Origin of the sequence: Campylobacter concisus, assembly GCF_003048985.1 — a bacterium.
Lineage (GTDB): Bacteria > Campylobacterota > Campylobacteria > Campylobacterales > Campylobacteraceae > Campylobacter_A > Campylobacter_A concisus_AY.
The window spans coordinates 84,342-105,573 of the sequence record NZ_PIRS01000008.1; the positions used below are offsets into that span (position 1 = coordinate 84,342).

Below are 21,232 nucleotides of genomic sequence, written 5' to 3' on the forward strand. Positions count from 1 at the left end.
CTCTCTCCTTTAAAGAATTTCTCACATTTTAGCCTTTAAAAATTAATTTTTCATAACGCCTGATTTATCATATTTAAAAGCATTTTTGGCTAAACTTTCGCCCAAAAATAAGCAAAATAAAAGGTTAAATTTGAAAAGACTTAGTGTAAATGAAGCCATCGATCTTATAGAAAATGCACCGCTTTACGAGCTTGGCAAGATGGCGTTAGCTAGAAAAAAAGAGCTTCGTCCAGAGGGCATTACGACCTTCATCGTAGATCGCAACATCAACTATACAAATGTCTGCTGGGTGGATTGTAAATTCTGCGCATTTTACCGCCACGCAAAAGAGGAAGACGCTTATGTGCTAAGTTTTGAGGAGATTGGCAAGAAGATCGAGGAGCTAATCGCCATTGGCGGCACGCAAATTTTATTTCAAGGTGGCGTTCATCCAAAGCTAAAGATCGAGTGGTACGAGGAGCTAGTGGGCTACATCAGCAAGCACTATCCAAGCATCACGATACATGGCTTCTCAGCCGTTGAGATCGACTATATCGCAAGAGTTTCAAAAATTTCTACAAAAGAGGTCTTAAGACGTCTAAACCAAAAGGGCTTATACTCGATGCCAGGGGCTGGAGCGGAAATTTTAAGTGATAGAGTGCGTGACATCATTGCGCCAAAAAAATGCGACACTGCAGACTGGCTTCGCATACACAAAGAGGCGCACGAGCTTGGCATGAAGACGACTGCGACGATGATGTTTGGCACGGTTGAGAGCACTCGCGAGATCGTCGAGCACTGGGAGCACATCAGAAATTTACAAGATGAAACGGCTGGATTTAGAGCATTTATACTTTGGAGCTTTCAGGGGCTAAATACAAAGCTCATGCAAGAGTTTCCAGAGATCAAAAAGCAAAGCTCAAACGTCTACCTAAGACTACTTGCGGTTTCAAGGCTCTTTTTGGATAACTTTAAAAATATCCAAAGCAGCTGGGTCACGCAGGGCAGCTACGTAGGCCAGCTAGCGCTTCTTTTTGGCGCAAATGACCTTGGTAGCACGATGATGGAAGAAAACGTCGTAAAGGCCGCAGGTGCTAGCTTTAGGATGAATCAAGACCAGATGATCGAGCTTATAAAAGATGTTGGAGAAATTCCAGCTAAGCGTAACACAAACTACGATATTTTGGAGAAATTTTAGATGAAAATTTTAGATATCAATGTAAAAAATATAAAAATTCCAGTCGTTTTTGAAAACTCAAAAGCGATGCCAGTAGTGAGCCTAAAACTAGTTTTCAAAGCAGCTGGTAGCTCGCAAAACGGCAAGCTAGCAGGCCTTGCAAGACTTAGTGCAAATTTACTAAATGAGGGCGATATGAAGCTAGGCTCGGCTAAATTTGCCAAAGAGCTTGAGGTAAGGGCAATTAGCCTAAATGCAAGCTGCGGCTTTGAGACATTTTGCATCGATCTAAACTGCCTAAAAGAGCACTTTGCCTTTGCGTGCGGCAAGCTAAAAGAGCTACTACTCGCTCCAAATTTAACAGATGAGATCCTAAATAGGTGCAAAACCGTCACTCTTGGCGAGATCGCAGCAAATGAAAACGACTTTGACTACGTGGCAAGGCAAGGGCTTTTTGAGATTTTATACCCAAAAAGCGTGCTTGCACAACCAAGTATCGGCACTAAAAAGAGCGTAAAAGCGATCACGCTTGAAGATGTGAGGAAATTTTTAAACGAGCATTTAGACCTTTCAAATTTGCTCTGCGTGCTTGGTGGCGACATCGACGAGAAGCAGACAAAAGAGCTGGCTAACGTTTTAGAAATCCTAAAACCTGGCAAGGTGCGAAAGCTAGAGCGCTTTAGCCCAAGTAACAAGTGCGAAAGTAGCGAGATCATCAGGCAAAGCGAGCAGGCATACATCTACTTTGGCGCGCCATTTGATGTAAAACCTGAAGAGAAATACAAGGCCGCAGTGGCGACATTTATTTTAGGCGAGGGTGGCTTTGGCTCGAGGCTCATGGAGGAGATCCGCGTGAAAAGAGGGCTTGCATACAGCGCTTACGCTAGAAATTTACTAAATCTCTCTTACAGCCAGCTTTACGGCTACATGCAGACAAAAAATGAGAAAAAAGACGAGGCGATCGCCGTTATAAAAGAGGAAATTTTAAAATTTAGTAAAAAAGGCGTTAGTAAAGCCGAGCTTGAGCAGGCGAAGAAATTTTTACTTGGCTCGTTGCCGCTTAGACTTGAGACGCTATTTAAGCGACTTGACATCGCGCAAGGCGAGTTTTATGAGCATGGCGAGCTTGGGGCATTTTTAAAGGACCTTGATAAAATTTCAGCCCTTTCGCTAAACGAGCTAAATAGCTTCATAAAAGCCCACGCAGAGATAAACGAGCTAAGTTTTTGCGTCTTAAAAAATGAAATTTGAAGCAAGCGACAGAGCAAAACTTCTAAAAATAGGCGTGCTTAGCCTGCTCGACCTTGCTCTAGTGCTGCCAAAGGGCTTTGAGGATACGACGATCGCTAAGAGCCCAAGAGAAGGGCAGGTCTGCATAAATGTAAAGATCACCTCGCTCGCCTCGCGCCCTGGTATGCTAACAGCACTTGCCTTTTGCGAGCAGTGGCAAAGTAGCGTGAAGATCGTCATTTTTAACGCAAAGTCATGGCACTACGGCGCTTTTAAGGTTGGCAAAGAGATGGCGATATATGGGCTTTGCTCCTACGCCTTTGGCTCTTGGCAGATCGTAAATCCAAAAATCACCACAAAAATAGGCCAGATCGTGCCTAAATTTAAGACCGAGCTAAAAGATGAAGAGCTAAAAAAAATCATCTTAAAATATATAAATTTAGAAAATTTATTAACAGAGGGCTTAAATGAAAAAGAGGCTAAATTTCTAGCTGATTTGCAGCGGCTAGACGAGCAAAGCGTGCAAATTTTATACCGCCTAAAAAATGATAATGAGGGCGTGCAAATTTTAAAATTTGTAGAGATTTTTAACTACATAAAGAAGCTAAGTGCGAAAAAAACATACTTTAAAAGCCCTAAAATCAAGCTTTTTGACATAAACTCTTGGCTTAAGAGCCTGCCATTTACGCCGACAAATGATCAGCTAAATGCGATAAATGATATCAGAGACGACCTTAGCGCTGTGCAGGCAAAAAGGCGCGTCATAATGGGCGATGTGGGAAGTGGCAAGACGCTTGTTATCCTAGCAGCCGCTCTTAGCGTCTATCCGCAAAGTGCCATTTTGATGGCGCCAACAAGCATCTTAAGCGAGCAAATTTATAACGAAGCAAAGAGGCTGCTGCCCGCTTTTATGAATGTGATGCTCGTGCGAAGCGGGGAGAAAAAGATAGACTTTAGCGGGGTAAATTTGATCGTTGGCACGCATGCGCTACTTTTTCATGAGTTACCAAATTCGCCGCTTGTCATGGTCGATGAGCAGCACCGATTTGGCTCAAATCAGCGCAAAAAGATAGAAGAGCTTGCCTCAAACGAGGATGAGCGAGCAAATTTCGTGCAGTTTTCAGCTACGCCAATACCTAGGACGCTTAGTTTGATCCAGTCTGAGATCGTAAATTTTAGCTTTTTAAAGCAGATGCCGTTTAAGAAAAATATAATGAGCCAAATTTTAGGTGCTAGCGAGTTTGGCTATCTGCTCGCACACATCAAAAAACAGCTTGTGGGCGGCTTTCAAGTAGCCATCATCTATCCACTAGTTGAGAGTAGCGAGAGCTCAAACTACCAAAGTCTAAGTGAGGCTCAGGGCTTTTGGCTAAAGAATTTCAAAAATGTCTTTGTCACGCACGGCAAAGACAAAGAAAAAGAGGAAATTTTAAGGCAGTTTAGAGAAGAGGGCGAAATTTTGCTCTCAACGACGGTTGTTGAGGTCGGCATCTCACTGCCAAGGCTAAATACGATAGTGATCGTGGGCGCTGAGAGGCTGGGGCTTGCCACGCTTCATCAGCTGCGCGGTAGAGTGGGGCGAAATGGCGGCGATGGATACTGCTTTTTATTTACCAAGCTAAAAGAGGCGCCTGCAAGGCTAAAGGAATTTTGCGCAACAAATGACGGCTTTAAGGTGGCCGAGCTTGATCTGAAAAACCGCCAGAGCGGCGATATACTAAATGGCTTTTTTCAGCACGGAGCGACCTTTAACTTCTACGACTACGAGGATGATATCACGCAGGCTGCAAAGGCGAGAGTGGCGGAATTTAAAAATAACGCTCAAATTTGATCTTGTGGGTTGTGTTAAATTTAGGTAGATGATTGCTTTTGGCTAGGAGGATATAAATTTGCGTCAAATTTATGGCAAGGCTGTTAGTTTTATGCGGTTAAATTTTAATCCCTTGCCAAAACTGATCTTGCTTTTTGTCTTTTTCGATATTGCTATTAATAAAAAGGTTGCTAACAAATCGGTTTAGAACTGCCATATCTAAATTTACCTTGCCTAGCAAAATTTAATCTTTCGCAGGCTCTTTTTAAAATTTATATGAAATTTGATATGGTGGGATAAATTTATCCTTTTTATCGCTCACTCCTAAACTCCTATATTCTCTCTTTTAAACCTTGCTACCATGTCTTCTTCGCCACTTCGCTCGCTAATGCAAATCCACTCTTTGATATTCTTTGTCAGCCATTCGTTCTCTACCGCATATCTACACATAAACAGACCCAAATTTGCCAAGTCATTTTCATTACCCTTTGCGTGAAAAGTATTTTTGTCAATCTTGATCAAGTCGCACTGCTTGGCAAGTTGGTCTAAATATTCATAGATCACATCTAGCTTATATTTTTTCTCCCTTAAAACCTTTTCTTCATCGATCACGATCTTTGTGCCTAGTAGTGGGTAAGCCATTGTTTTTCCTTTAAATTTATTTTGCATTTTAGCATTTATGATTAGTAAATTTAAGTAGAAATTTTTAGATAAAACGACTATCTGCCCTTAAAAATTTAAGAGCAGATAAATTTATAGTGGATAAGTGAGGCAGCAGTTTCTTTTTACTTCGTCGATATAGCTCACGTTTAAATTTAGTCCGTAAAGCTTGCTTAAATTCTCACTTCTAATGATCTCATCAACCGTGCCAAATCCAACCTCGCCATCACCCTTTACAAGAGCGACATATCCGCCAAGAAGCACGGCAAAGTCAGGGTTGTGAGTGGTTAGCACGACCGAGTAGCCAAGCTCTTTTAGCCACTTGACGGTGCGTAGGAATTTATACTGGTTGCCAAAATCAAGCGCGCTTGTTGGCTCGTCAAATATGATCATCTTTGGCTGCGCAGCCATCGCACGAGCGATCATACACATCTGCTTTTGACCGCCACTCATCTGCGTGATGAAGCGATCTTCAAGATACTCGATCTCAAGCTTTTTGGTGTAAATTCTAGCGATCTCTTCATCCTCTTTGCTAGGTCTTGCAAAGATGCCAAGGTGCGCCGCGCGACCCATAGTTATAAACTCAAGTCCGGTGTAGTCATACTCAGTAACCTCGCTTTGAGCGACATACGCCATGATCTTAGCACGCTCTTTGTTGCTTAGGCTATCTACGTTTTTGCCATCAAGAAAGATCTCTCCTGAAACTGGCTTTAGCGAGCCGCTTATTAGCCCAAGAGTTGTTGATTTGCCAGCTCCATTTCGACCAAGAATGGTTAAAATTTCTCCAGCGCCTATCTTTAAATTTACATTTTCTAGTTTGCCAGCCCCATTTGGGTAGCTAAAGTTTAAATTTCTAACTTCAAGCATCATGCAACCTTTTTATTTCGCCATAAAACCCAGACGAAAAATACCGTGCCGATAAAGCCAGTAAGCACGCCAAGAGGCACTTCGCTCACGCTTATGCTGCGTGCTAGAGTATCGACAAATAGTAAAAATATCGCACCCATAAATATGCTTGCAGGCATGCTTTTTATGTTATTTGCGCCAACTAGCATGCGCGCTAAGTGAGGCATGAGAAGTCCCACCCAAGCGACTATGCCGCTTATGCAGACGCTGCACGCTGTAAGAAGCGTAGCGCAGATGATGATGACAGCGCGCTCAAATGAGACATTTACGCCAAGTCTTGCCGCACTCTCGTCACCAAGAGAGAGTAAATTTATACGCCAGCTCATGGCGATAAGCAAAATGGCGCAGATGATCATCACTGGGGCTATGTATTTTAAGTTGTCACTATCAAGCTTTGCAAGACTACCAAGCTGCCAATAAACAATGTCAGGCAGCTTCGTCTCAGGGTCAGCGACATACTTTAAAAAGCCGATCACTGAGCCCATAAGGCCACTTACGATGATACCAGAAAGAACCAGCATAAGCGTGCTCGTGCGTCCCATCATCTTTGGTATGGCTAGCGTGATAGCAACGGCTGCTAGGCCAAAGCCAAAGGCAAAAGCCTGCACCCAAAATAGCGATAGATCAAAGATGATAGCAGTGGCTGCTCCCACGCAAGCGCCCGCTGAAACGCCTAGAAGATCAGGGCTAACTAGCTGGTTTTTAAAGACGCCTTGATAGGCCGCACCACTCACGCTAAGAGCGGCTCCTACAAGGATAGCTGCGATGATGCGTGGGATGCGTAAATTTTCTATCACGTTTGTGATGTTGCTAGCTGCGCCATCTCCAAAACCAAAGCTGTGAGCCAGCACGCTAAAGACGTCGTTAAAAGGTATGTAAAATCTACCAACGCCAAGTGCAACAAAGGCGCATAGAAGCGTTAGCAGGGCTAAAAAGATAACAACTATTGAAAAATTTGCGTTTTTCATATCTTACTTGCTGCTACCGTCTGGATTTAGACCTTTTAAGATATAGCCGTACTCTGTATCGCTAAGATCGTGATTTAAGAACTCTTTATAAAACTCTTTTGTTTTTGCTTTTATATCGATATCTTTAAATAGATCTGGTTGGATAGTCTTTGCTGCCCATAAAATTTGAAGCACGTTTTCAGCGCCATATCTATCCCAGCTAAATACACCTTTTGGGTTGCCGTAAATTTTGCCGTTTTTAACAGCGTTTGAGCCAGAGAATGCAGGGTGCTCTTTTATCTTTTTGATCTGTGCGTCTGTGTCATTGCCGCCAACGATGATGATATCAGGATTTGCATTGATGATCTCTTCTGCGCTAACTTCGATCATTGAGCCCTCAGTATTGATAGCATTTACACCGCCACCTAGCTTGATCCAAGTGTTTTGGATAGTGTTTGTGCCATCAACTTTTAGCAAATTCGCTCCGCCAAGCAAGTGAAGTACTTTTGGACGTTTAGCGTCAGGGATGTTTTTTGTTCTTGCTGTTACAAACTCAGAGTTATCATGGATTTTATTAGCAAGTTTTTCAGCTTTTTTTCTAGCGTCATCAGTGCCTATGACTTCAGCTGTTGCGTAGATGCTTTTCTCCATATCTGGATAGTCTCTAAAGATCAAATTTACAGCACTAAAGCCGTTTTTGGTAAGTTCATCTTGATAGTTTTTGTTAAAAACTATGATAACATCAGGGGCAAGCTTAACAAGCTCTTCGATCTGAAGGTCTTTGCCGTTTAGTGCAGCTGGTAAATTTTTAAGTTTTGGATAGACGTGCTCAAACCACTTGTTGGTTTTGATTAGATCAGTTGTGGCTACAACCTTATCCATACCGCCAAGTGCTAGGATGATCTCGTTGTTTGCATTCCATAATGCAGCGATCTTCTCAACCTTCTCAGGCACGCTTACTTTGACGCCTTGCATATCGGTGATACTTCTTGCAGACTCAGCTGCGCTTAGGCTAAGAGCTGCAAAAAGTGAAGCAACAAGGCCTATTTTAGCCACTTTGTGCATGAAATTCATTTGCATATTTTTTCCTTTTTTCGTGTGAAATAGTTTGATTGATATGTTACTGCTATTTACATTAATGTTATGTAAAATTTGCATATACATTGTGAAAAAAATGCATATTTTTGTAAATTTCTATAAAACTAATAGGATAAATATTCTCCTTTTATTGATATATGTCATTAGTCACTATTTTGAAATGAGATAAACTTTCTCCTAAATTTTAAAAAAGGAGAATTGATGCGTGAATACAAAAGATACTGGCTCGCACTCGTTGCTGTGCTGGTGGTTTGCTTCAGTATTTTAGGCTACTACGGCGTTGAGGTTTATAGAAATTCGCCTCCAGTTGTAAATTTCACTGACGAAAATGGCAAGGTCGTGATCGATAAAGAGAGCATCTACAAAGGTCAAGAGGCTTGGCAAAGCATAGGCGGTATGCAAGTTGGCTCTGTTTGGGGGCACGGGGCATATCAAGCGCCTGATTGGAGTGCGGACTGGCTTCACAAAGAGCTAGTTGCCTTTTTAGAGATCAAGGCTGATGAAATTTATCATCTAAAATACGCCGATCTAAACGACGAGCAAAAGGCAAATTTAAAGGTTTTACTTAAAAAAGAGTATAGAGAAAATAGCGTAAAGGACGATAAATTTGTGCTAAGCGCTGATAGGCTAAAGGCGATAAGTCAAGTAGCTAGCGAGTATGCTGCACTTTTTGGGGATGATCCTAAGTTTAAATCATTAAGAGAAGCTTATGCGATGAAGGAAAACACGCTCCCAGGTGCAAGCGACAGAGCCGATCTAAACAACTTCTTCTTTTGGTCGGCCTGGGCGACAGCGACAAACAGACCTGGTAGTGAGGCAACTTACACAAACAACTGGCCGCACGAACCACTAATAGATAACGTGCCAACAAGTGAGAATATCTTTTGGTCGGTTGCAAGCGTCGTGATACTTCTAACAGGCGTTGGACTTCTTGTTTGGTTTAGCTCATTTTACGGCAAAAAAGATGATGAAAAACTTGAGCCAATTAGTGAAGATCCGCTTAAAAAGCTAAATTTAACTCCGTCACAAAAGGCGCTTAAAAAGTATCTCTTTGTCACGCTAGCTCTTTTTGCGTTTCAGATTTTAATAGGTGGCTTTACAGCTCACTACACAGTCGAAGGGCAAGAATTTTATGGCATAAATTTATCAGCCTACATCCCTTATTCGCTTGCTAGAACGTGGCATATACAAGCTAGTATCTTCTGGATAGCGACTGGATTTTTAGCGGCTGGACTATTTTTAGCTCCGATCATAAATGGCGGCAAGGATCCAAAATTTCAAAAGCTTGGCGTTGATCTGCTATTTTACGCGCTACTTATCCTTGTGATTGGCAGTTTTGTGGGCGAATACTTAGCCATCGCAAACATCATGCCTATAAATTTAAGCTTCTGGCTTGGACATCAAGGATATGAATACATCGATCTTGGACGTGTTTGGCAGATCATTTTGTTTGTCGGTCTTGTCATCTGGATGTTGCTTTTACTTCGTGGATTTGCAGGCGGCTTTAAAAACAAAGGCGATAAAAATTTACTTGCTATCTTTGCTATGTCAGCGGTTGCGGTTGGCTTATTTTACGGAGCAGGGCTATTTTATGGACAAAGAAGCCCATTGCCAGTGATGGAATACTGGCGCTGGTGGGTCGTGCATCTTTGGGTTGAGGGCTTTTTTGAGGTATTTGCGACGGCTTCACTCGCCTTTGTCTTTGTCTCGCTGGGTCTTGTTTCAAAAAGATTTGCGACATTTTCAACGCTTGCAAGTGCGTCACTCTTTATGATAGGCGGCATCCCAGGCACATTTCACCACCTCTACTTTGCAGGCACCACAACGCCTATAATGGCAGTTGGCGCTAGCTTTTCAGCGCTTGAGGTCGTGCCTTTAGTTTTACTTGGCGCTGAGGCGTATGAGCACTACAAACTTCAGTTTGCTCAAAGCTGGGCCAAAACGCTTAAATGGCCACTTTACTGCTTCATCGCAGTTGCCTTTTGGAATATGCTAGGCGCTGGCGTCTTTGGATTTTTGATAAATCCTCCGATCTCGCTATTTTACATCCAAGGGCTAAATACAACGCCAGTTCACGGACACGCAGCGCTATTTGGCGTTTATGGATTTTTGGCACTTGGTTTTGTCTGGCTTGTGGCTACTTATCTATATAAAGGGCAAGAATTTGATGAAAATTTGATGAAAGTTGGCTTTTGGGGGCTAAATGCAGGACTTATGCTAATGATCGTGCTTTCACTACTTCCAATAGGCATCTATCAGGCATTTGCAAGCTTGGAGCAGGGCATGTGGTATGCAAGAAGTGCTGAGCTTTTACAACAGTCACACTTGCAAAATTTAAGATGGTTAAGGATGCTTGGCGATACGATTTTAATAATCGGCGGCATCTGCTTCTTTGCTCAGCTTTTAAAATTTATGCTTAATAAAAAGGCTTAAATTTATGGGGGCGCTTTGCCCCTTTATTTAAGCTATCTTTTCATAAAATAGTGCAAATTTAAAGGATAGAAATGATGATATTTTTAAAGAGAATTTGCGTTACATTTGTCGTGCTTTTGCACCTATTTTTGGCGTTTTTGGTTGATTTTTCATTTCCGCACTACGCAAGCGTGCAGATAACTGGCGGCGACGTAAAACGCATGGATAAAGATGGCATAATAGACGCCAAAAACCCAGCCGATGGACCTGTAAGAGACGTCTATTTTATCTACACAAAAGATGCGAAAAACGCTGAAAAAGTTATGGCTTATAGAAACGAAGATACGGCGTGGGGCTTTCCATTTTATTTTAAATTTAACTCAGCCGACATCCAAGCCAAGGCTCAAGGCTTTACAAATAGCGATAAAAACGTCACTATCAAATACTATGGATATAGAATTTCTATGCTAAACGAGTTTAGAAACGCGATCTCGATAAAAGATAGCGGCACAAACACCAGCTGGCCTATCGCTAGCTACGTGCTTTACTTTATCTTATTTATCTCGCTCATCATTTGGATAAGAAAGATAAACAAGGCTTTTGCGCCAAAAGTTGAAAATTTAGAGACAAAAAAAGAGGCTCTTTAAATCAGGGGCTTTATCAGCCCTTTTTGTTTATAAGATCAATGAGCCTAACGTCCTCGCTTCTTACGATTAGGCTCTTTGGCAAGTTAAATTTAGCTATTACCTCGCACTCTTTCTCTCTCATTTGCCCATCATCTTTTTCGTGATCGAAGCCTAAGATATGCAGCAAGCCATGTGTGAAAAGTAGCGCAGTTTCGGCATCTTCGCTGTGATTTAGCTCGGCTGCTTTTTCTTTTACCATATCTTTGTTTATGACTACCGAGCCAAGTGGGGCGTGTATGACAAGCTCAAGGGGGAAGCTTAAGACGTCAGTGGTTTTATCTATACCACGCTCAGTTCTGTTTAGCTCTCTCATCTCATCTTTATTGATAAAAAGCAGCTCAACTTCTCCAGGCGTTAGATATGAGCAAATTTGATCTAAAATTTCTGGATAACTCTCTTCGCAAAGTATCATTTTTGGCTTGTCCTTAGTAAATTTTTGTATAATTTTAGCAAATTTAAAGGGCAAAATATGAAAAAAGCAGTTTGTATAATGAGCGGCGGTATGGATAGCACGCTTTGCGCTGTGATGGCAAAAAGGGCTGGATATGATGTAGTCGCAATTCATTTTGATTACGGACAAAGGACGATGAGACGAGAGAAACGTGCGTTTGACGAGATATGTGAGCGTCTTGGTGTGGTTAAAAAGATAAACCTTGACGTTAGCTTCATCGCTCAAATAGGCGGAAATTCGCTAACCGATAAGAGCCTGCAGATAAGAAAAGATGGCGTTAGTAAGGACGTGCCAAACACCTACGTGCCGTTTAGAAATGGTGTATTTATCTCAATCGCTGCTGCGCTTGCCGAAAAAGAGGGGGCGCAGGCGATCTACATAGGCGTGGTAGAGGAGGATAGCTCTGGGTATCCTGACTGCAAAGAGAGCTTTATAAAAAGCATAAATGAGGCGATAAATTTAGGCACATCGGCTGATTTTTCTTGCGAGATCATAACGCCGCTTGTAAATTTAAGCAAGGCTGATATCGTCTCAAAGTCGCTTGAGCTTGGCTCGCCAATAGAGCTAACATGGAGCTGCTACGAGAGCGAGGACGAGGCGTGCGGGCTTTGTGATAGCTGCAGGCTAAGGCTAAATGGCTTTAAAAAAGCAAACGCCGTTGATAAAATTCCTTATAAAAAGTGAAATTTGTCTTGAAATTTAAAAGCTAGCCACTATAAATTTAGTAGCTAGCCTAAAATTTACTCTAAATTTAGCTCGCTTATCTGTTTTGCAAGCTTCTCTTTGTACTCAGCCAAAGAGCTTTTGATGATATTTGCATAGTCATTTTGATTTATTAAGAGATACTCCTCTTTGCGTTTTACAACCGTGCTTAGCTCTTTATTATTTACGCTTAAAGTGGTGCTTATATCAGCGTTTAGACCAACTTTTACCGCACCAAGCGTCATATAAGTCCAAAGTTTTTCTATCCTTGCATTAACGCTTATCGTATCCTTATCTATCTCGTTTTCGTTTTTTACGACCTGGTAGCCGTTGCTTCTAAAGACATCCTCTATGCGCGCCCTTACTATGCTAGTTGTCCTTTGTTTATTTTCTAAAATGACGTTCCAAAGCCCTTTGCCGTAGCTATTTCTCGTTCTACCGATGTATTTTTGCTTCTCTTTTGCGCTAACTTCATTTACATTGTGCTTGTATAAAGATGGGGTGCTGGCTTGTTTTGGGTCGTTTTCAAAGGCTCTCACATCTTTGACGCTTTCGATGTAAATTTTTGTCTTTTTGCTAACATTTGAAGGTGCTTGCTCTTCTGGTAAGCTCACAAATATCCCCTTTGGAGCGCAGCCACAAAGCATAAAGGCAGCAAATACCACTAGTAATAAATTTTTCATTTTCATCCTTTTAAATAAATTTCAAATGTAAATCGTTTTTTTGTAAATTTTATTAACTCTTTGTGCTAAATTTCAAATTTATATTTTGATATCCATAATCATAAAACCTTAAATTTAACAACTAAAATTTAAATTTAACTTTTCTTGACTGCTATCAACCAAAATGGCTAGCCACCTAGGATAAAATCCGCTTAAATTTTTAAATTTACAAGGAGAGACGATGAAAGATATGAAGATGTTTTGCCATCAGTGCGAGATGAGCGCTGAGGATGGATGCGGTGCAAAGGGCCAGCCTATGGGCACCTGTGGCAAGAGTGACACGCTAGCACTTTTGCAAGATACGATGGTTTTTGGCTTAAAAGGCCTTAGCGCATACCGCCACCACGCACACGAGCTTGGCGCTGATACTAGCAACGTTGATCGCGTTATGGCTGATACGCTTTATTTCACGCTTACAAACTCAAATTTCAACTTCGATGAGCACATCAAGCAGCTTCTTGAAGTAGGCGGTGCTGGCGTTGAGGTGATGAACCTACTAAGCGAGGCTCACACGGCTAAATTTGGCATCCCAACACCAGTTAGAGTGAGCCAAAACAAGGTCGAGGGCAAGGCGATCTTAGTAAGCGGTCACAACCTGCACGCTCTAAAAGCACTACTTGAGGCGACAAAAGATAAGGGCATCAACATCTACACTCACTCAGAGATGCTCCCAGCTCACGGATACCCAGAACTACGCAAGTACAGCCACCTAAAAGGCAACGTCGGCAAGGCGTGGTTTGACCAAACTAAGCTATTTAACGAATTTAAGGGCGCGATTTTGATGACCACAAACTGCATCGTGCCACTACGCTCAAACTGCACATACGCTGACAGACTATTTGGCTACTCGATCGCAGGCACAAACGGCGTAAAACACATCGAAAACGACGACTTCACACCACTTATCGAGTGCGCACTAGCCTGTGGCGACGTTAGCGGCTTTGATAGCGACGAGAGCCTAGTAACTGGCGGCCACTACAAGACTATCCTAACTTTAGCCCCACAAATTTTAGACGCGATAAACTCAGGCAAGATCCGCAGATTTTTCGTGATCGCTGGCTGTGACGCACCTGGCAAGGGACGTGAGTACTATAGAGAGCTAGCTGCTAGCCTTCCAAAAGACTGCGTCATACTTACTTCAAGCTGCGGCAAATTTAGATTTAACGATATCGACTTTGGCAACGTCCCAGGCACCGAACTACCACGCTACATCGACCTTGGCCAGTGCAACGATAGCAACGGCGCAGTTAAGATCGCTCTTGCGCTTAGCGAGGCAACAGGCATCGCAGTAAATGACCTACCAGTTTCTATCGTGCTAATGTGGATGGAGCAAAAAGCGGTCATCATATTGCTAGCGCTATTTAGCCTTGGTATAAAAAATATCAACGTAGGACCAAGTTTGCCTAAATTTTTCAATGAAGAGATCATAAATTTCTTAGTGGATAAATTTAACGTTAGACCAATTAGCGGCGACGCGCAAGCTGATCTAAAATACTTCTTAGGTGAGTAAAAAACTGCCAGAGCTTAGGCTCTGGCTCTAAATTTAAAAAAGTCCGTCTTGCTCTTTGCTTTGACTTAGGCTATCAAGAAGTTCTTCTTTTTTGCAAAGCACAAGGGCGTAGACGAAATTTTGTAGCTTCTTTATCTCGTCTAAATTTTCATAAAAAATGGCGTTTTCAACCTTTAGCGTGCTATCTTTTGGCAGGCAAAATTTAAGCTCGCTCTCGCTGAAATTTCGCCTTAGAAATATGCTTTCAGTCAAAAATAGCTCCTCGTCTTCTTCAGTTATCACCGCTCTAAAACTGCTACCAAAGCCAACTGGTTTAAAGTCTTTGTCGATAAAGACTGGGTCAAAGTGCGATGAAATCCTGCTCTCTGTCACTTTAAAGCTGATATTGTTTTTCTTAAGATAGCCAAGAAGTCCGCAAAACATCCCAGCAAAAACTCTAGGGATGGATAAATTTTGATAGTATTTGTCGTCGTAAATGAGCGTTGTAAAAAAGATCGAGCTTGGATTTAGCACGCTTATGTTTGTGTCAGTCCATGCTGTCTCATAAAGTAGCGAGAGCCTTTGAAGTATCCTTGTATCGTCGCTAAAAAATGTGTCAAACAAATTTGCATGAAAAATTTTGTAAAAAAGCTCGGTTAAATTTTCAGGTATGACGTGGGCGTTTTTTTCAAGGTGCGACTTCTCTAAAAGCGCTTTTATGAAGGGATTGACCGCGCAAAATTTTATATTTTTGTGGATCGCCTCAAAGCGCATGAGCTTGATGATAGCCGTTTGCAGGCTTGCTACCTTGATAAAGGCTATCTCATCGTCGCTTGGCGTGATCTCCTCTTCGCTAATGATAGCGTAGGCACCTTGCTTTATCGCAGGTGCGATCTGATCGCTTTGCGTGGCGATGAGAGCGTAGCCTCGTTTTATATTTTTAGCCTCAAACGCGAAGCTAGTCACGCTTGAGATGCTTGGGTTGTTTAAAATTTGCCCATTTATTATGTGGGTTAAATTTTCTATCGTCATTTAGCCAACGATCGCGCCGTTTTTGACCTTGCCCTGCGTGCCAAGAAGCGTTAGCGAGCCGTCTGATGCGCTTAGGATCATGCCTTGTGAGACATATTTTTTCATCATCGTTCGCTCTTTTAAATTTGCTAAAACGCAAACTTGCTTGCCCACAAGCGAGCTAGGCTCGTAGTATTTGGCGATGCCTGATAAAATTTGACGTGGCTGCTCCTCGCCAAGATCTATCTTAAATTTAAGCAGCTTCTCACTGCCCTCAACCCTCTCACACTCGAGCACTTCGCCTACTTTTATCACGATCTTGGCAAAGTCATCGATGCTAATGATACCTTCTTCTTTTTTCTCCTCTTTTGGCTCAGCTTTTGCCTCTACTTTTGGCTTGCTAGCCTCGCCCATTAGCTCTTTTTCTATCCTTGGGAAAAGTGGCTCAGTAGCTTTTGCAGTAAAATTTGAAATTTCATTTTTTAATACAAGAGTTTCATAAGAAGCTGTATCTATGCTAAAGCCAAGCGTATCAGCTATCTTAGCGCAAGTTTTTGGCATAGCTGGGCTAAGCAGTATCGCCACTTTTGCAAGTAAATTTGCGCAAAGTGCCACAAGTGCGTTTGCCTCGTCACTTTTGCCAGCTTTTACGAGCGACCATGGCTCATACTTCGCAACGGCTGCGTTTGCAAGCGTTACAACCTTCCAAAGATCCTCTAAATAGCGGTTTGTCGCTAAATTTTCTAAATTTTTAATAGCCTCATCAAGGTAGCCCTTCGCCTCATCAAGCTCGGCTTTATGAAATTTGATCACATCTTTTGAGTCGATTTTATAGTCGCTATACTTTGCGCTCATGCCCACAATTCGGCTTAGCAGGTTGCCAAGTCCGTTGCCAAGCTCTGAGTTTATGCGCTCGATCAAGGCTTTTTGGCTGTAGTCGCCATCTTGTCCAAAAGGCACCTCTCTAAGCAAAAAGTATCTGAAATTTTCAAGTCCATAAGCGTTTGCGACCTCTCTTGGGTTGATGACGTTGCCCTTGCTTTTGCTCATCTTTTCGCCATCTATCGTCCACCAGCCGTGCGCTGCGACGTGTTTTGGTAGTGGCAAGCCAAGGCTCATCAAAAATGCCGGCCAATAAACTGCGTGAAAACGCAAAATGTCTTTGCCGACAATGTGTGTCGTATGCGGCCAAAAGTTCATTCTAGCGTTATCTCTTGAGTATCCTAGTGTTGTTAGGTAGTTTATGAGCGCGTCAAGCCATACATACATAACGTGCTTGTCGTCATTTGCGCTCTTTGGTAGCTTTATGCCCCAGTCAAAGCTCGTTCTTGTCACAGATAGGTCTTTTAGTCCGCCTTTTACAAAGCTTACGACCTCGTTTTTCTTACCCTTTGGGATGACGCAAAGCTCGTCGTTTTCGTACCATTTTAAAAGTGCGTCTTCGTATTTTGAAAGCTTGAAAAAGTAGCTCTCTTCTTTAACCAAAGATGTCACGCGGCCGCAGTCTGGACAGCGGTTGTCCTCAAGTAGGTCTCTTTGGTTAAAAAATGTCTCGCAGCTAACGCAGTAAAAGCCCTCGTATTCGCCCTTGTAGATATCGCCGTTTGTTTGCATCTTTTCAAAGACATTTTGCACGGTTTGCTTATGCTCTTCGTCGGTCGTCCTTATAAAATGGTCGTAGCTTATCTCAAATTCGTCCCAAAGCGATCTAAATTTGCCGCTGATCTCATCAGCATACTCTTTTGGTGTTTTACCTCTAGCGCGAGCTGCTTGCTCGATCTTTTGACCATGCTCGTCTGTGCCAGTCATGAAGTAGGTCTCTTTGCCTTGCAAGCGGTTAAATCTAGCTAGCGTATCAGCGATGATGGTCGTGTAGGCGTGGCCGATGTGTGGCACGTCATTTACGTAATAAATCGGAGTGGTTATATAAGCTTTTTCTTTCATATTTTTCCTTTAAATTTAAAAATCAAATCCGCCGTCACTGCCGGTGTTGCCTTTTGACATCGAGTTGTAGCAGCTATTTACATACTCTATCCTAGTCTCGCAGTCAAAAAATGCCTCGCAGTTAAAACAGCTTTTGCGCCCTTTTTGCTCTTGGCACTCTTGCATGATTTTAGCCTTTTGTTTTAGGGCTAGCTCAAATGCGTCAAGTGGCTCGTTTGCTTGTGCTTCTTGCATTATTTTTGCTCGTAAAATTTATGCAAAAGTGAAATTTCATCACGTGAGCCAAAGAAGCATGGCGTAGTTTGGTGAATTTTTTCTATTTTTATATCAAAAAGTGTTTGGTTTTTGCCGTTTGAGGTTGCGCCCTTTGCGTTTTCATATATAAAGGCAAATGGCAACACTTCAAAGACAACCCTTAGCTTGCCATTTGGATGATCGCTCGTTGCTGGGTAGCTAAAAAGACCGCCGCCTTTTAGTAAAATTTGATGCAAGTCGCTCACCATCGCACCTGAGTATCTTAGCCTGTAGCCCTCGTTAAATAGCTCGTTTATGAAATTTCTATGCGTTTGACTCCAGCCTTTTTGCGTAGCTCCTGTAGCGTTTAGCTTGCCTTTTTCTTTTAGCTCAAGCTCTTTTACAAATTTAAACTCGCCATCTTTGCCAAGTCTATAAAATTTAGGCAAAGCGCCCTTTTTCTCGGCAATTACTAGCTCAAGCCTTGGACCATAGATGCTGTAAGCTGCGGCTATTAAATTTTCTGGTTTTACCTCGTCTTCGTAGATGCCAAAGATCGAGCCAACAGCGAAATTTACATCAACTAGGCTTGAGCCATCGAGCGGATCGTAAGCGATGATAAATTTAGCATTTTTATTTATCTCAAGCTCGTCCTCTTTCTCTTCGCTAATTAGCGCTTTTACGCATGAAAGCTGCTTAAATTTAGCCGTGATGATCTCATCGCTTTTGACATCAAGCTTTAGCTGGGTGTCGCCAGTTGCATTTTCGTGAGTTGTGTAGCCAAGATCGGCGTATTTTATGACCTCGCTTATCTCTTTTGCGATATCTTTAATGGTGTTAAAAATTTGGTTTAGTTCTTGCATTATACAGCCTTTGCATTTTTGATTATCCACGCACAAATGGCGTCTATATCGTCTAAATTTAGATTTGTTATCTCGTAGGGGATCTGCTCTTTATAAGTGGCGATCGCGTCTGAAAAGCTAAGATAAGCTTCATCGATCTCGCCTCTAAAGACGCTTAGTCTTGGCAGTGGCAGTGTCTTTAGCCCCTCAACTAAGAGCATGTCAAACTCGCCGATCATCCTTATGACCTCGTCTATGCCTTGCGAGCTTTGTGAAAAGTAAGTCGTTCTAGTCGGACTCATCACGACTACGTCAGCTCCTGCCTGAGAAAATTTAAAGCTATCCTTGCCTTCAACGTCAAATTTGGCCTTGTCGCCTGGGTCGTGCTTAACCACAACGACCTTTAGCCCATCATCTATAAATTTTTTTGCGACTTTTAAGATAAGCGTCGTTTTTCCGCTATTTGAAGGGCCAGAAAAAGCAATGGCAAGTCTTTTCATAAGAGCCTTTTTAGTTAAAATTTCTTGCGATTATAGCTCATATTGGCTTTAAAATTTATGAGTGAAATTTAAAAAATAAAATGCTAAAATGCGAGAAAATTTAATGTTTTAAGAGTTTTTTATGAGAAGATTTACACTATTTTTTATATTTATTTTGATGATATTTGGCTGCGCCGATCAAAAAGTGATCGTGCATGAGCCACTAAAAAATGAGCTTTTAGCCTACACAAGCAAGAGTGAGATCATTGATGGCACCGAAAGAACGCTCATAATCGCAACCTATCTAAATCCTATATATAACTCAAATTTAGACGAGAGCAAAGAGCACTTTTTAGTAGCTATAAACCCAAAAGAGCATGCGCAAAATTTGAGCAACATAAAGGTAAATGGCGACTCAAATGCCACAAGCGCAAGACTGCTTGATGAAAGTGACGAGATGCTTAAATTTGCTGGATTCTCTATGCCTTGGGCGGTCTATTACGAAGTGACCGCACCAAGTAAGCAAAGTGACGATCTCGCACTTAGTTTCGAAATTTATCAGTCAAAGCCGGTTTTGTTAAATTTTCGAAAAGTTGCGAAATCTTTATACTGGAACCATTAAGCGCCATATAGATCACGTAGTTTGCAAGCACCTTCTTGCCGTAGTTTCTAGTCTCAGCCACAGGGACTAGCTCGATTGATAAAAACGGCTCAAATTTACCCTCTTTAAACATATCATCTCTTGTGATGACTTTTTTGGTAAAACCGATACCGCCGTTATACGCGTAGGCTGTAAAGAGCGGATGGTAAAGAAATTTATCAAGGTAGTTTAGGTGGTGATTTGCAAATTTAAAGGCAACATCAGTTTTAAAAAGATCGTCCTGGTCAAAATTTGGAATTTTTAGCTCTTTTTTGCCGATCGCATTTGCAAGAAATGGCATAAACTGCATCATACCAAGGGCGTATGAGGTAGAAACGACGCTTGGGATAAAGAGGCTCTCTTGCCTAGCAAGTGCGTAGATCATCGACTTTCGCTCAGTGCTGATGCCCTCAAGCTCTGGTGAGCTTGGCATCAAAAAGTACTGCTTCTCCCAGCTATGTGCCTTTTGCATGAAGTATGCGTATGCACCGATGCTCTCGTTTGTGTAAAATTTCATCGCAAATTCGCTTGCCTGCGTGGCGTTCATATCCTTTGCAAGGGCCGCGGTTTTGTTCCATAAAAATGGATCGCTCACATCAAAATTTTCGATATTTTGCTTGCTAGGCCTTGGCACTATCACCTCAAGTGGCTCGCCACCGACCAAATCTCTTGCGTAAAGTGAGTAGATATTTGCATCTTTGCTAGCACTTAGCTCTTTTAAAAAGCTCTCATCACCGCTTAGCTCATACTGCCAAAATGTGGCATTGTCTCTTTGCCAAGCCCTATCAAAGGTATTTTTAGCCCTTGTGAAAAAACTAAATGCAACGTCATTTTGACCAAGCAAGATAGCGTTTAGCCCAAGTGTAAATGCGTCGCTTTTTTCAGTGACTGCAGGATCTATGCTAAGTAAATTTCTTCTAAAGCTTTCGTATTTTTTATTAAATACGACATCGTTTAATAAATTTGTAAAGCCCTTTTGCATGTAGAGCTTATTCATAAAATTTGCTTCAAAATTTACGCTAAAAAGAGCACTTTTGCTTTGCGGACTTGAAGCATTAAAAAGCTCTAAAAAGCTCTTTGTATCGTTTGCATTTGCAAAGCTAAGAGCCGGGTTTGGCTCGTTTAAAGTGCGTAAAATTCTAGCTTTTTCTGGATTTGTGCTTGCAAGATTTGCCGCTAAAATTTCACGAGTTTTGCTATCAAGTTTTAGAGAAAAGCTCATCGTTGTTAGTAAATTTTGGCAAGCCAAGCTAGCACTTGTAATGTTACTTGCGTTTATGCCAGGACACTTGCTAGGGGCTGCTTTGGGAGGTAAAATTTTATTGATTGATTTTTGAACTAAGCCACTTTTTCTAAAAACGTCGCGTGAAAGCTCAGCTATCTGCTCCTTTGTATAGCTACCCTCGTTTATAAGGCGGTTTATGTAGTAGTCTTTTGCAAGGCTTTTTGGCTCGTTTTTTAGCTCCTCGTAGGTGTAAATTTTAGCTAAAAGAGCAACGCAGGCTAAAGAGAGGATACTAAAGTGACGCAGCAAAAACAAATAAAAGCCTTATTAAAAATTGATCTATGAGTTGAAGTGCTAAAAGCACGATGAGTGGGGCAAAGTCGATGCCGTTAAATTCTGTTTTGATGTAGCGTCTGATGAAGCTATAAACAGGATCAGTCAGCCTATAAAGTAGCTGCACGACTGGCGAGCTAGGATCAGGCTTGACCCAGCTAATGAGAGCTGCTGCGATGACGATCCACGTATAGACCGTGATGATAAGGTGCAAAATGTTTGCGACCGCTGAAAATAGGGTGGAAAGTATCATTT

21 protein-coding genes are annotated in these 21,232 nt (G+C 42.0%); 8 read left to right on the forward strand and 13 right to left on the reverse strand.

Annotation, left to right across the window (positions count from 1 at the left end; translation table 11 throughout):
* Positions 1-130 precede the first annotated feature (130 nt).
* Genes CVS91_RS06715 through recG form a run of 3 tightly spaced genes read left to right on the forward strand, consistent with a single transcriptional unit; the run spans position 131 to position 4,217 of the window.
* Complete coding sequence (locus CVS91_RS06715) at positions 131-1,177, forward strand: dehypoxanthine futalosine cyclase (protein ID WP_103572929.1); 1,047 nt, start codon at positions 131-133, stop codon at positions 1,175-1,177.
* Positions 1,178-2,407, forward strand: coding sequence for a M16 family metallopeptidase (locus CVS91_RS06720; RefSeq protein WP_103572930.1), 1,230 nt, complete (start codon positions 1,178-1,180; stop codon positions 2,405-2,407).
* Positions 2,397-4,217, forward strand: coding sequence for an ATP-dependent DNA helicase RecG (recG, locus tag CVS91_RS06725; protein WP_107831167.1), 1,821 nt, complete (start codon positions 2,397-2,399; stop codon positions 4,215-4,217). The genes CVS91_RS06720 and recG overlap by 11 nt, the downstream gene beginning before the upstream one ends.
* A gap of 303 nt (positions 4,218-4,520) precedes the next feature.
* On the opposite strand, the gene CVS91_RS06730 is transcribed toward recG, so the two are convergent.
* From CVS91_RS06730 to CVS91_RS06745, 4 genes are all read right to left on the reverse strand, one after another.
* On the reverse strand, positions 4,521-4,838 hold the full coding sequence (locus tag CVS91_RS06730; RefSeq protein ID WP_035142411.1) for a hypothetical protein: 318 nt from the start codon (positions 4,836-4,838) through the stop codon (positions 4,521-4,523).
* Between the two features lie 111 nt (positions 4,839-4,949).
* The gene (locus tag CVS91_RS06735; RefSeq protein WP_012001386.1) at positions 4,950-5,723 is read right to left on the reverse strand and encodes an ABC transporter ATP-binding protein; all 774 of its coding nucleotides are present in this window, start codon (positions 5,721-5,723) and stop codon (positions 4,950-4,952) included.
* On the reverse strand, positions 5,723-6,730 hold the full coding sequence (locus tag CVS91_RS06740) for a FecCD family ABC transporter permease (protein WP_021084752.1): 1,008 nt from the start codon (positions 6,728-6,730) through the stop codon (positions 5,723-5,725). The genes CVS91_RS06735 and CVS91_RS06740 overlap by 1 nt, the downstream gene beginning before the upstream one ends.
* Before the next feature lie 3 nt (positions 6,731-6,733).
* The gene (locus CVS91_RS06745) at positions 6,734-7,789 is read right to left on the reverse strand and encodes an ABC transporter substrate-binding protein (RefSeq protein WP_107831169.1); all 1,056 of its coding nucleotides are present in this window, start codon (positions 7,787-7,789) and stop codon (positions 6,734-6,736) included.
* Between the two features lie 219 nt (positions 7,790-8,008).
* On the opposite strand from CVS91_RS06745, the gene CVS91_RS06750 reads away from it, so the two are divergent.
* Together CVS91_RS06750 and CVS91_RS06755 are read left to right on the forward strand one after the other, a co-directional pair.
* The gene (locus CVS91_RS06750; protein ID WP_107831171.1) at positions 8,009-10,240 is read left to right on the forward strand and encodes a nitric-oxide reductase large subunit; all 2,232 of its coding nucleotides are present in this window, start codon (positions 8,009-8,011) and stop codon (positions 10,238-10,240) included.
* Between the two features lie 71 nt (positions 10,241-10,311).
* Positions 10,312-10,866, forward strand: a complete 555-nt coding sequence (locus CVS91_RS06755; protein WP_103636533.1) for a DUF1523 family protein — start codon at positions 10,312-10,314, stop codon at positions 10,864-10,866.
* Between the two features lie 13 nt (positions 10,867-10,879).
* On the opposite strand, the gene ybeY is transcribed toward CVS91_RS06755, so the two are convergent.
* The gene (gene ybeY, locus CVS91_RS06760; protein ID WP_107831173.1) at positions 10,880-11,317 is read right to left on the reverse strand and encodes an rRNA maturation RNase YbeY; all 438 of its coding nucleotides are present in this window, start codon (positions 11,315-11,317) and stop codon (positions 10,880-10,882) included.
* A 24-nt stretch (positions 11,318-11,341) separates the two neighbouring features.
* Between ybeY and queC the strand changes: the two genes are divergently transcribed.
* Entirely contained in the window at positions 11,342-12,040 is a 699-nt protein-coding gene (gene queC, locus CVS91_RS06765) for a 7-cyano-7-deazaguanine synthase QueC (RefSeq protein ID WP_107831175.1), read from the forward strand.
* Positions 12,041-12,096: 56 nt separating this feature from the next.
* Here queC and CVS91_RS06770 read toward each other — a convergent pair whose 3' ends face one another.
* Positions 12,097-12,741 carry a flagellar biosynthesis protein gene (locus CVS91_RS06770; protein WP_107831177.1) on the reverse strand — a complete coding sequence of 215 codons (645 nt, stop codon included), beginning with the start codon at positions 12,739-12,741 and terminating at the stop codon, positions 12,097-12,099.
* Positions 12,742-12,961: 220 nt separating this feature from the next.
* Here CVS91_RS06770 and hcp point away from each other — a divergent pair, with 220 nt between their 5' ends.
* Positions 12,962-14,290: a hydroxylamine reductase gene (gene hcp, locus CVS91_RS06775; protein ID WP_107831179.1), complete on the forward strand. Its 1,329-nt coding sequence runs from the start codon at positions 12,962-12,964 to the stop codon at positions 14,288-14,290.
* 33 nt (positions 14,291-14,323) lie between these two features.
* Here hcp and CVS91_RS06780 read toward each other — a convergent pair whose 3' ends face one another.
* From CVS91_RS06780 to mobB, 5 genes are read right to left on the reverse strand one after another with little or no spacing between them, the layout of a single operon-like run.
* Positions 14,324-15,301 (reverse strand): ferrochelatase, encoded by a 978-nt coding sequence (locus CVS91_RS06780; protein ID WP_107831181.1) that lies wholly within the window; start codon positions 15,299-15,301, stop codon positions 14,324-14,326.
* A complete protein-coding gene (gene metG, locus CVS91_RS06785; protein WP_107831183.1) occupies positions 15,302-17,224 on the reverse strand; it encodes a methionine--tRNA ligase in 1,923 nt (640 codons plus the stop codon).
* A 15-nt stretch (positions 17,225-17,239) separates the two neighbouring features.
* On the reverse strand, positions 17,240-17,458 hold the full coding sequence (locus CVS91_RS06790) for a hypothetical protein (protein WP_002940116.1): 219 nt from the start codon (positions 17,456-17,458) through the stop codon (positions 17,240-17,242).
* Entirely contained in the window at positions 17,458-18,321 is an 864-nt protein-coding gene (locus tag CVS91_RS06795) for a class 1 fructose-bisphosphatase (RefSeq protein WP_002940090.1), read from the reverse strand. Before CVS91_RS06795 ends, CVS91_RS06790 begins: the two co-directional genes overlap by 1 nt.
* Positions 18,321-18,800, reverse strand: a complete 480-nt coding sequence (gene mobB, locus CVS91_RS06800) for a molybdopterin-guanine dinucleotide biosynthesis protein B (protein ID WP_012001396.1) — start codon at positions 18,798-18,800, stop codon at positions 18,321-18,323. The genes CVS91_RS06795 and mobB overlap by 1 nt, the downstream gene beginning before the upstream one ends.
* A gap of 121 nt (positions 18,801-18,921) precedes the next feature.
* Between mobB and CVS91_RS06805 the strand changes: the two genes are divergently transcribed.
* Entirely contained in the window at positions 18,922-19,401 is a 480-nt protein-coding gene (locus CVS91_RS06805; RefSeq protein ID WP_103636526.1) for a hypothetical protein, read from the forward strand.
* Here CVS91_RS06805 and CVS91_RS06810 read toward each other — a convergent pair.
* Both CVS91_RS06810 and CVS91_RS06815 read right to left on the reverse strand, forming a co-directional pair.
* Entirely contained in the window at positions 19,322-20,959 is a 1,638-nt protein-coding gene (locus tag CVS91_RS06810) for a lytic transglycosylase domain-containing protein (RefSeq protein ID WP_107831185.1), read from the reverse strand. The two genes, CVS91_RS06805 and CVS91_RS06810, sit on opposite strands and share 80 nt — an antisense overlap.
* Positions 20,937-21,230 carry a YggT family protein gene (locus CVS91_RS06815; protein WP_021084756.1) on the reverse strand — a complete coding sequence of 98 codons (294 nt, stop codon included), beginning with the start codon at positions 21,228-21,230 and terminating at the stop codon, positions 20,937-20,939. Before CVS91_RS06815 ends, CVS91_RS06810 begins: the two co-directional genes overlap by 23 nt.
* Positions 21,231-21,232: the final 2 nt, after the last annotated feature.

Bases quoted from the DNA above. Each gene is read 5' to 3' on its own strand.
- CVS91_RS06720 (WP_103572930.1), top strand. From the start codon at position 1,178: ATGAAAATTTTAGATATCAATGTAAAAAATATAAAAATTCCAGTCGTT.
- recG (WP_107831167.1), top strand. From the start codon at position 2,397: ATGAAATTTGAAGCAAGCGACAGAGCAAAACTTCTAAAAATAGGCGTG.
- CVS91_RS06730 (WP_035142411.1), bottom strand. From the start codon at position 4,838: ATGGCTTACCCACTACTAGGCACAAAGATCGTGATCGATGAAGAAAAG.
- CVS91_RS06735 (WP_012001386.1), bottom strand. From the start codon at position 5,723: ATGCTTGAAGTTAGAAATTTAAACTTTAGCTACCCAAATGGGGCTGGC.
- CVS91_RS06740 (WP_021084752.1), bottom strand. From the start codon at position 6,730: ATGAAAAACGCAAATTTTTCAATAGTTGTTATCTTTTTAGCCCTGCTA.
- CVS91_RS06745 (WP_107831169.1), bottom strand. From the start codon at position 7,789: ATGCAAATGAATTTCATGCACAAAGTGGCTAAAATAGGCCTTGTTGCT.
- CVS91_RS06750 (WP_107831171.1), top strand. From the start codon at position 8,009: ATGCGTGAATACAAAAGATACTGGCTCGCACTCGTTGCTGTGCTGGTG.
- CVS91_RS06755 (WP_103636533.1), top strand. From the start codon at position 10,312: ATGATGATATTTTTAAAGAGAATTTGCGTTACATTTGTCGTGCTTTTG.
- ybeY (WP_107831173.1), bottom strand. From the start codon at position 11,317: ATGATACTTTGCGAAGAGAGTTATCCAGAAATTTTAGATCAAATTTGC.
- CVS91_RS06770 (WP_107831177.1), bottom strand. From the start codon at position 12,741: ATGAAAAATTTATTACTAGTGGTATTTGCTGCCTTTATGCTTTGTGGC.
- hcp (WP_107831179.1), top strand. From the start codon at position 12,962: ATGAAAGATATGAAGATGTTTTGCCATCAGTGCGAGATGAGCGCTGAG.
- CVS91_RS06780 (WP_107831181.1), bottom strand. From the start codon at position 15,301: ATGACGATAGAAAATTTAACCCACATAATAAATGGGCAAATTTTAAAC.
- metG (WP_107831183.1), bottom strand. From the start codon at position 17,224: ATGAAAGAAAAAGCTTATATAACCACTCCGATTTATTACGTAAATGAC.
- CVS91_RS06790 (WP_002940116.1), bottom strand. From the start codon at position 17,458: ATGCAAGAAGCACAAGCAAACGAGCCACTTGACGCATTTGAGCTAGCC.
- CVS91_RS06795 (WP_002940090.1), bottom strand. From the start codon at position 18,321: ATGCAAGAACTAAACCAAATTTTTAACACCATTAAAGATATCGCAAAA.
- mobB (WP_012001396.1), bottom strand. From the start codon at position 18,800: ATGAAAAGACTTGCCATTGCTTTTTCTGGCCCTTCAAATAGCGGAAAA.
- CVS91_RS06805 (WP_103636526.1), top strand. From the start codon at position 18,922: ATGAGAAGATTTACACTATTTTTTATATTTATTTTGATGATATTTGGC.
- CVS91_RS06815 (WP_021084756.1), bottom strand. From the start codon at position 21,230: ATGATACTTTCCACCCTATTTTCAGCGGTCGCAAACATTTTGCACCTT.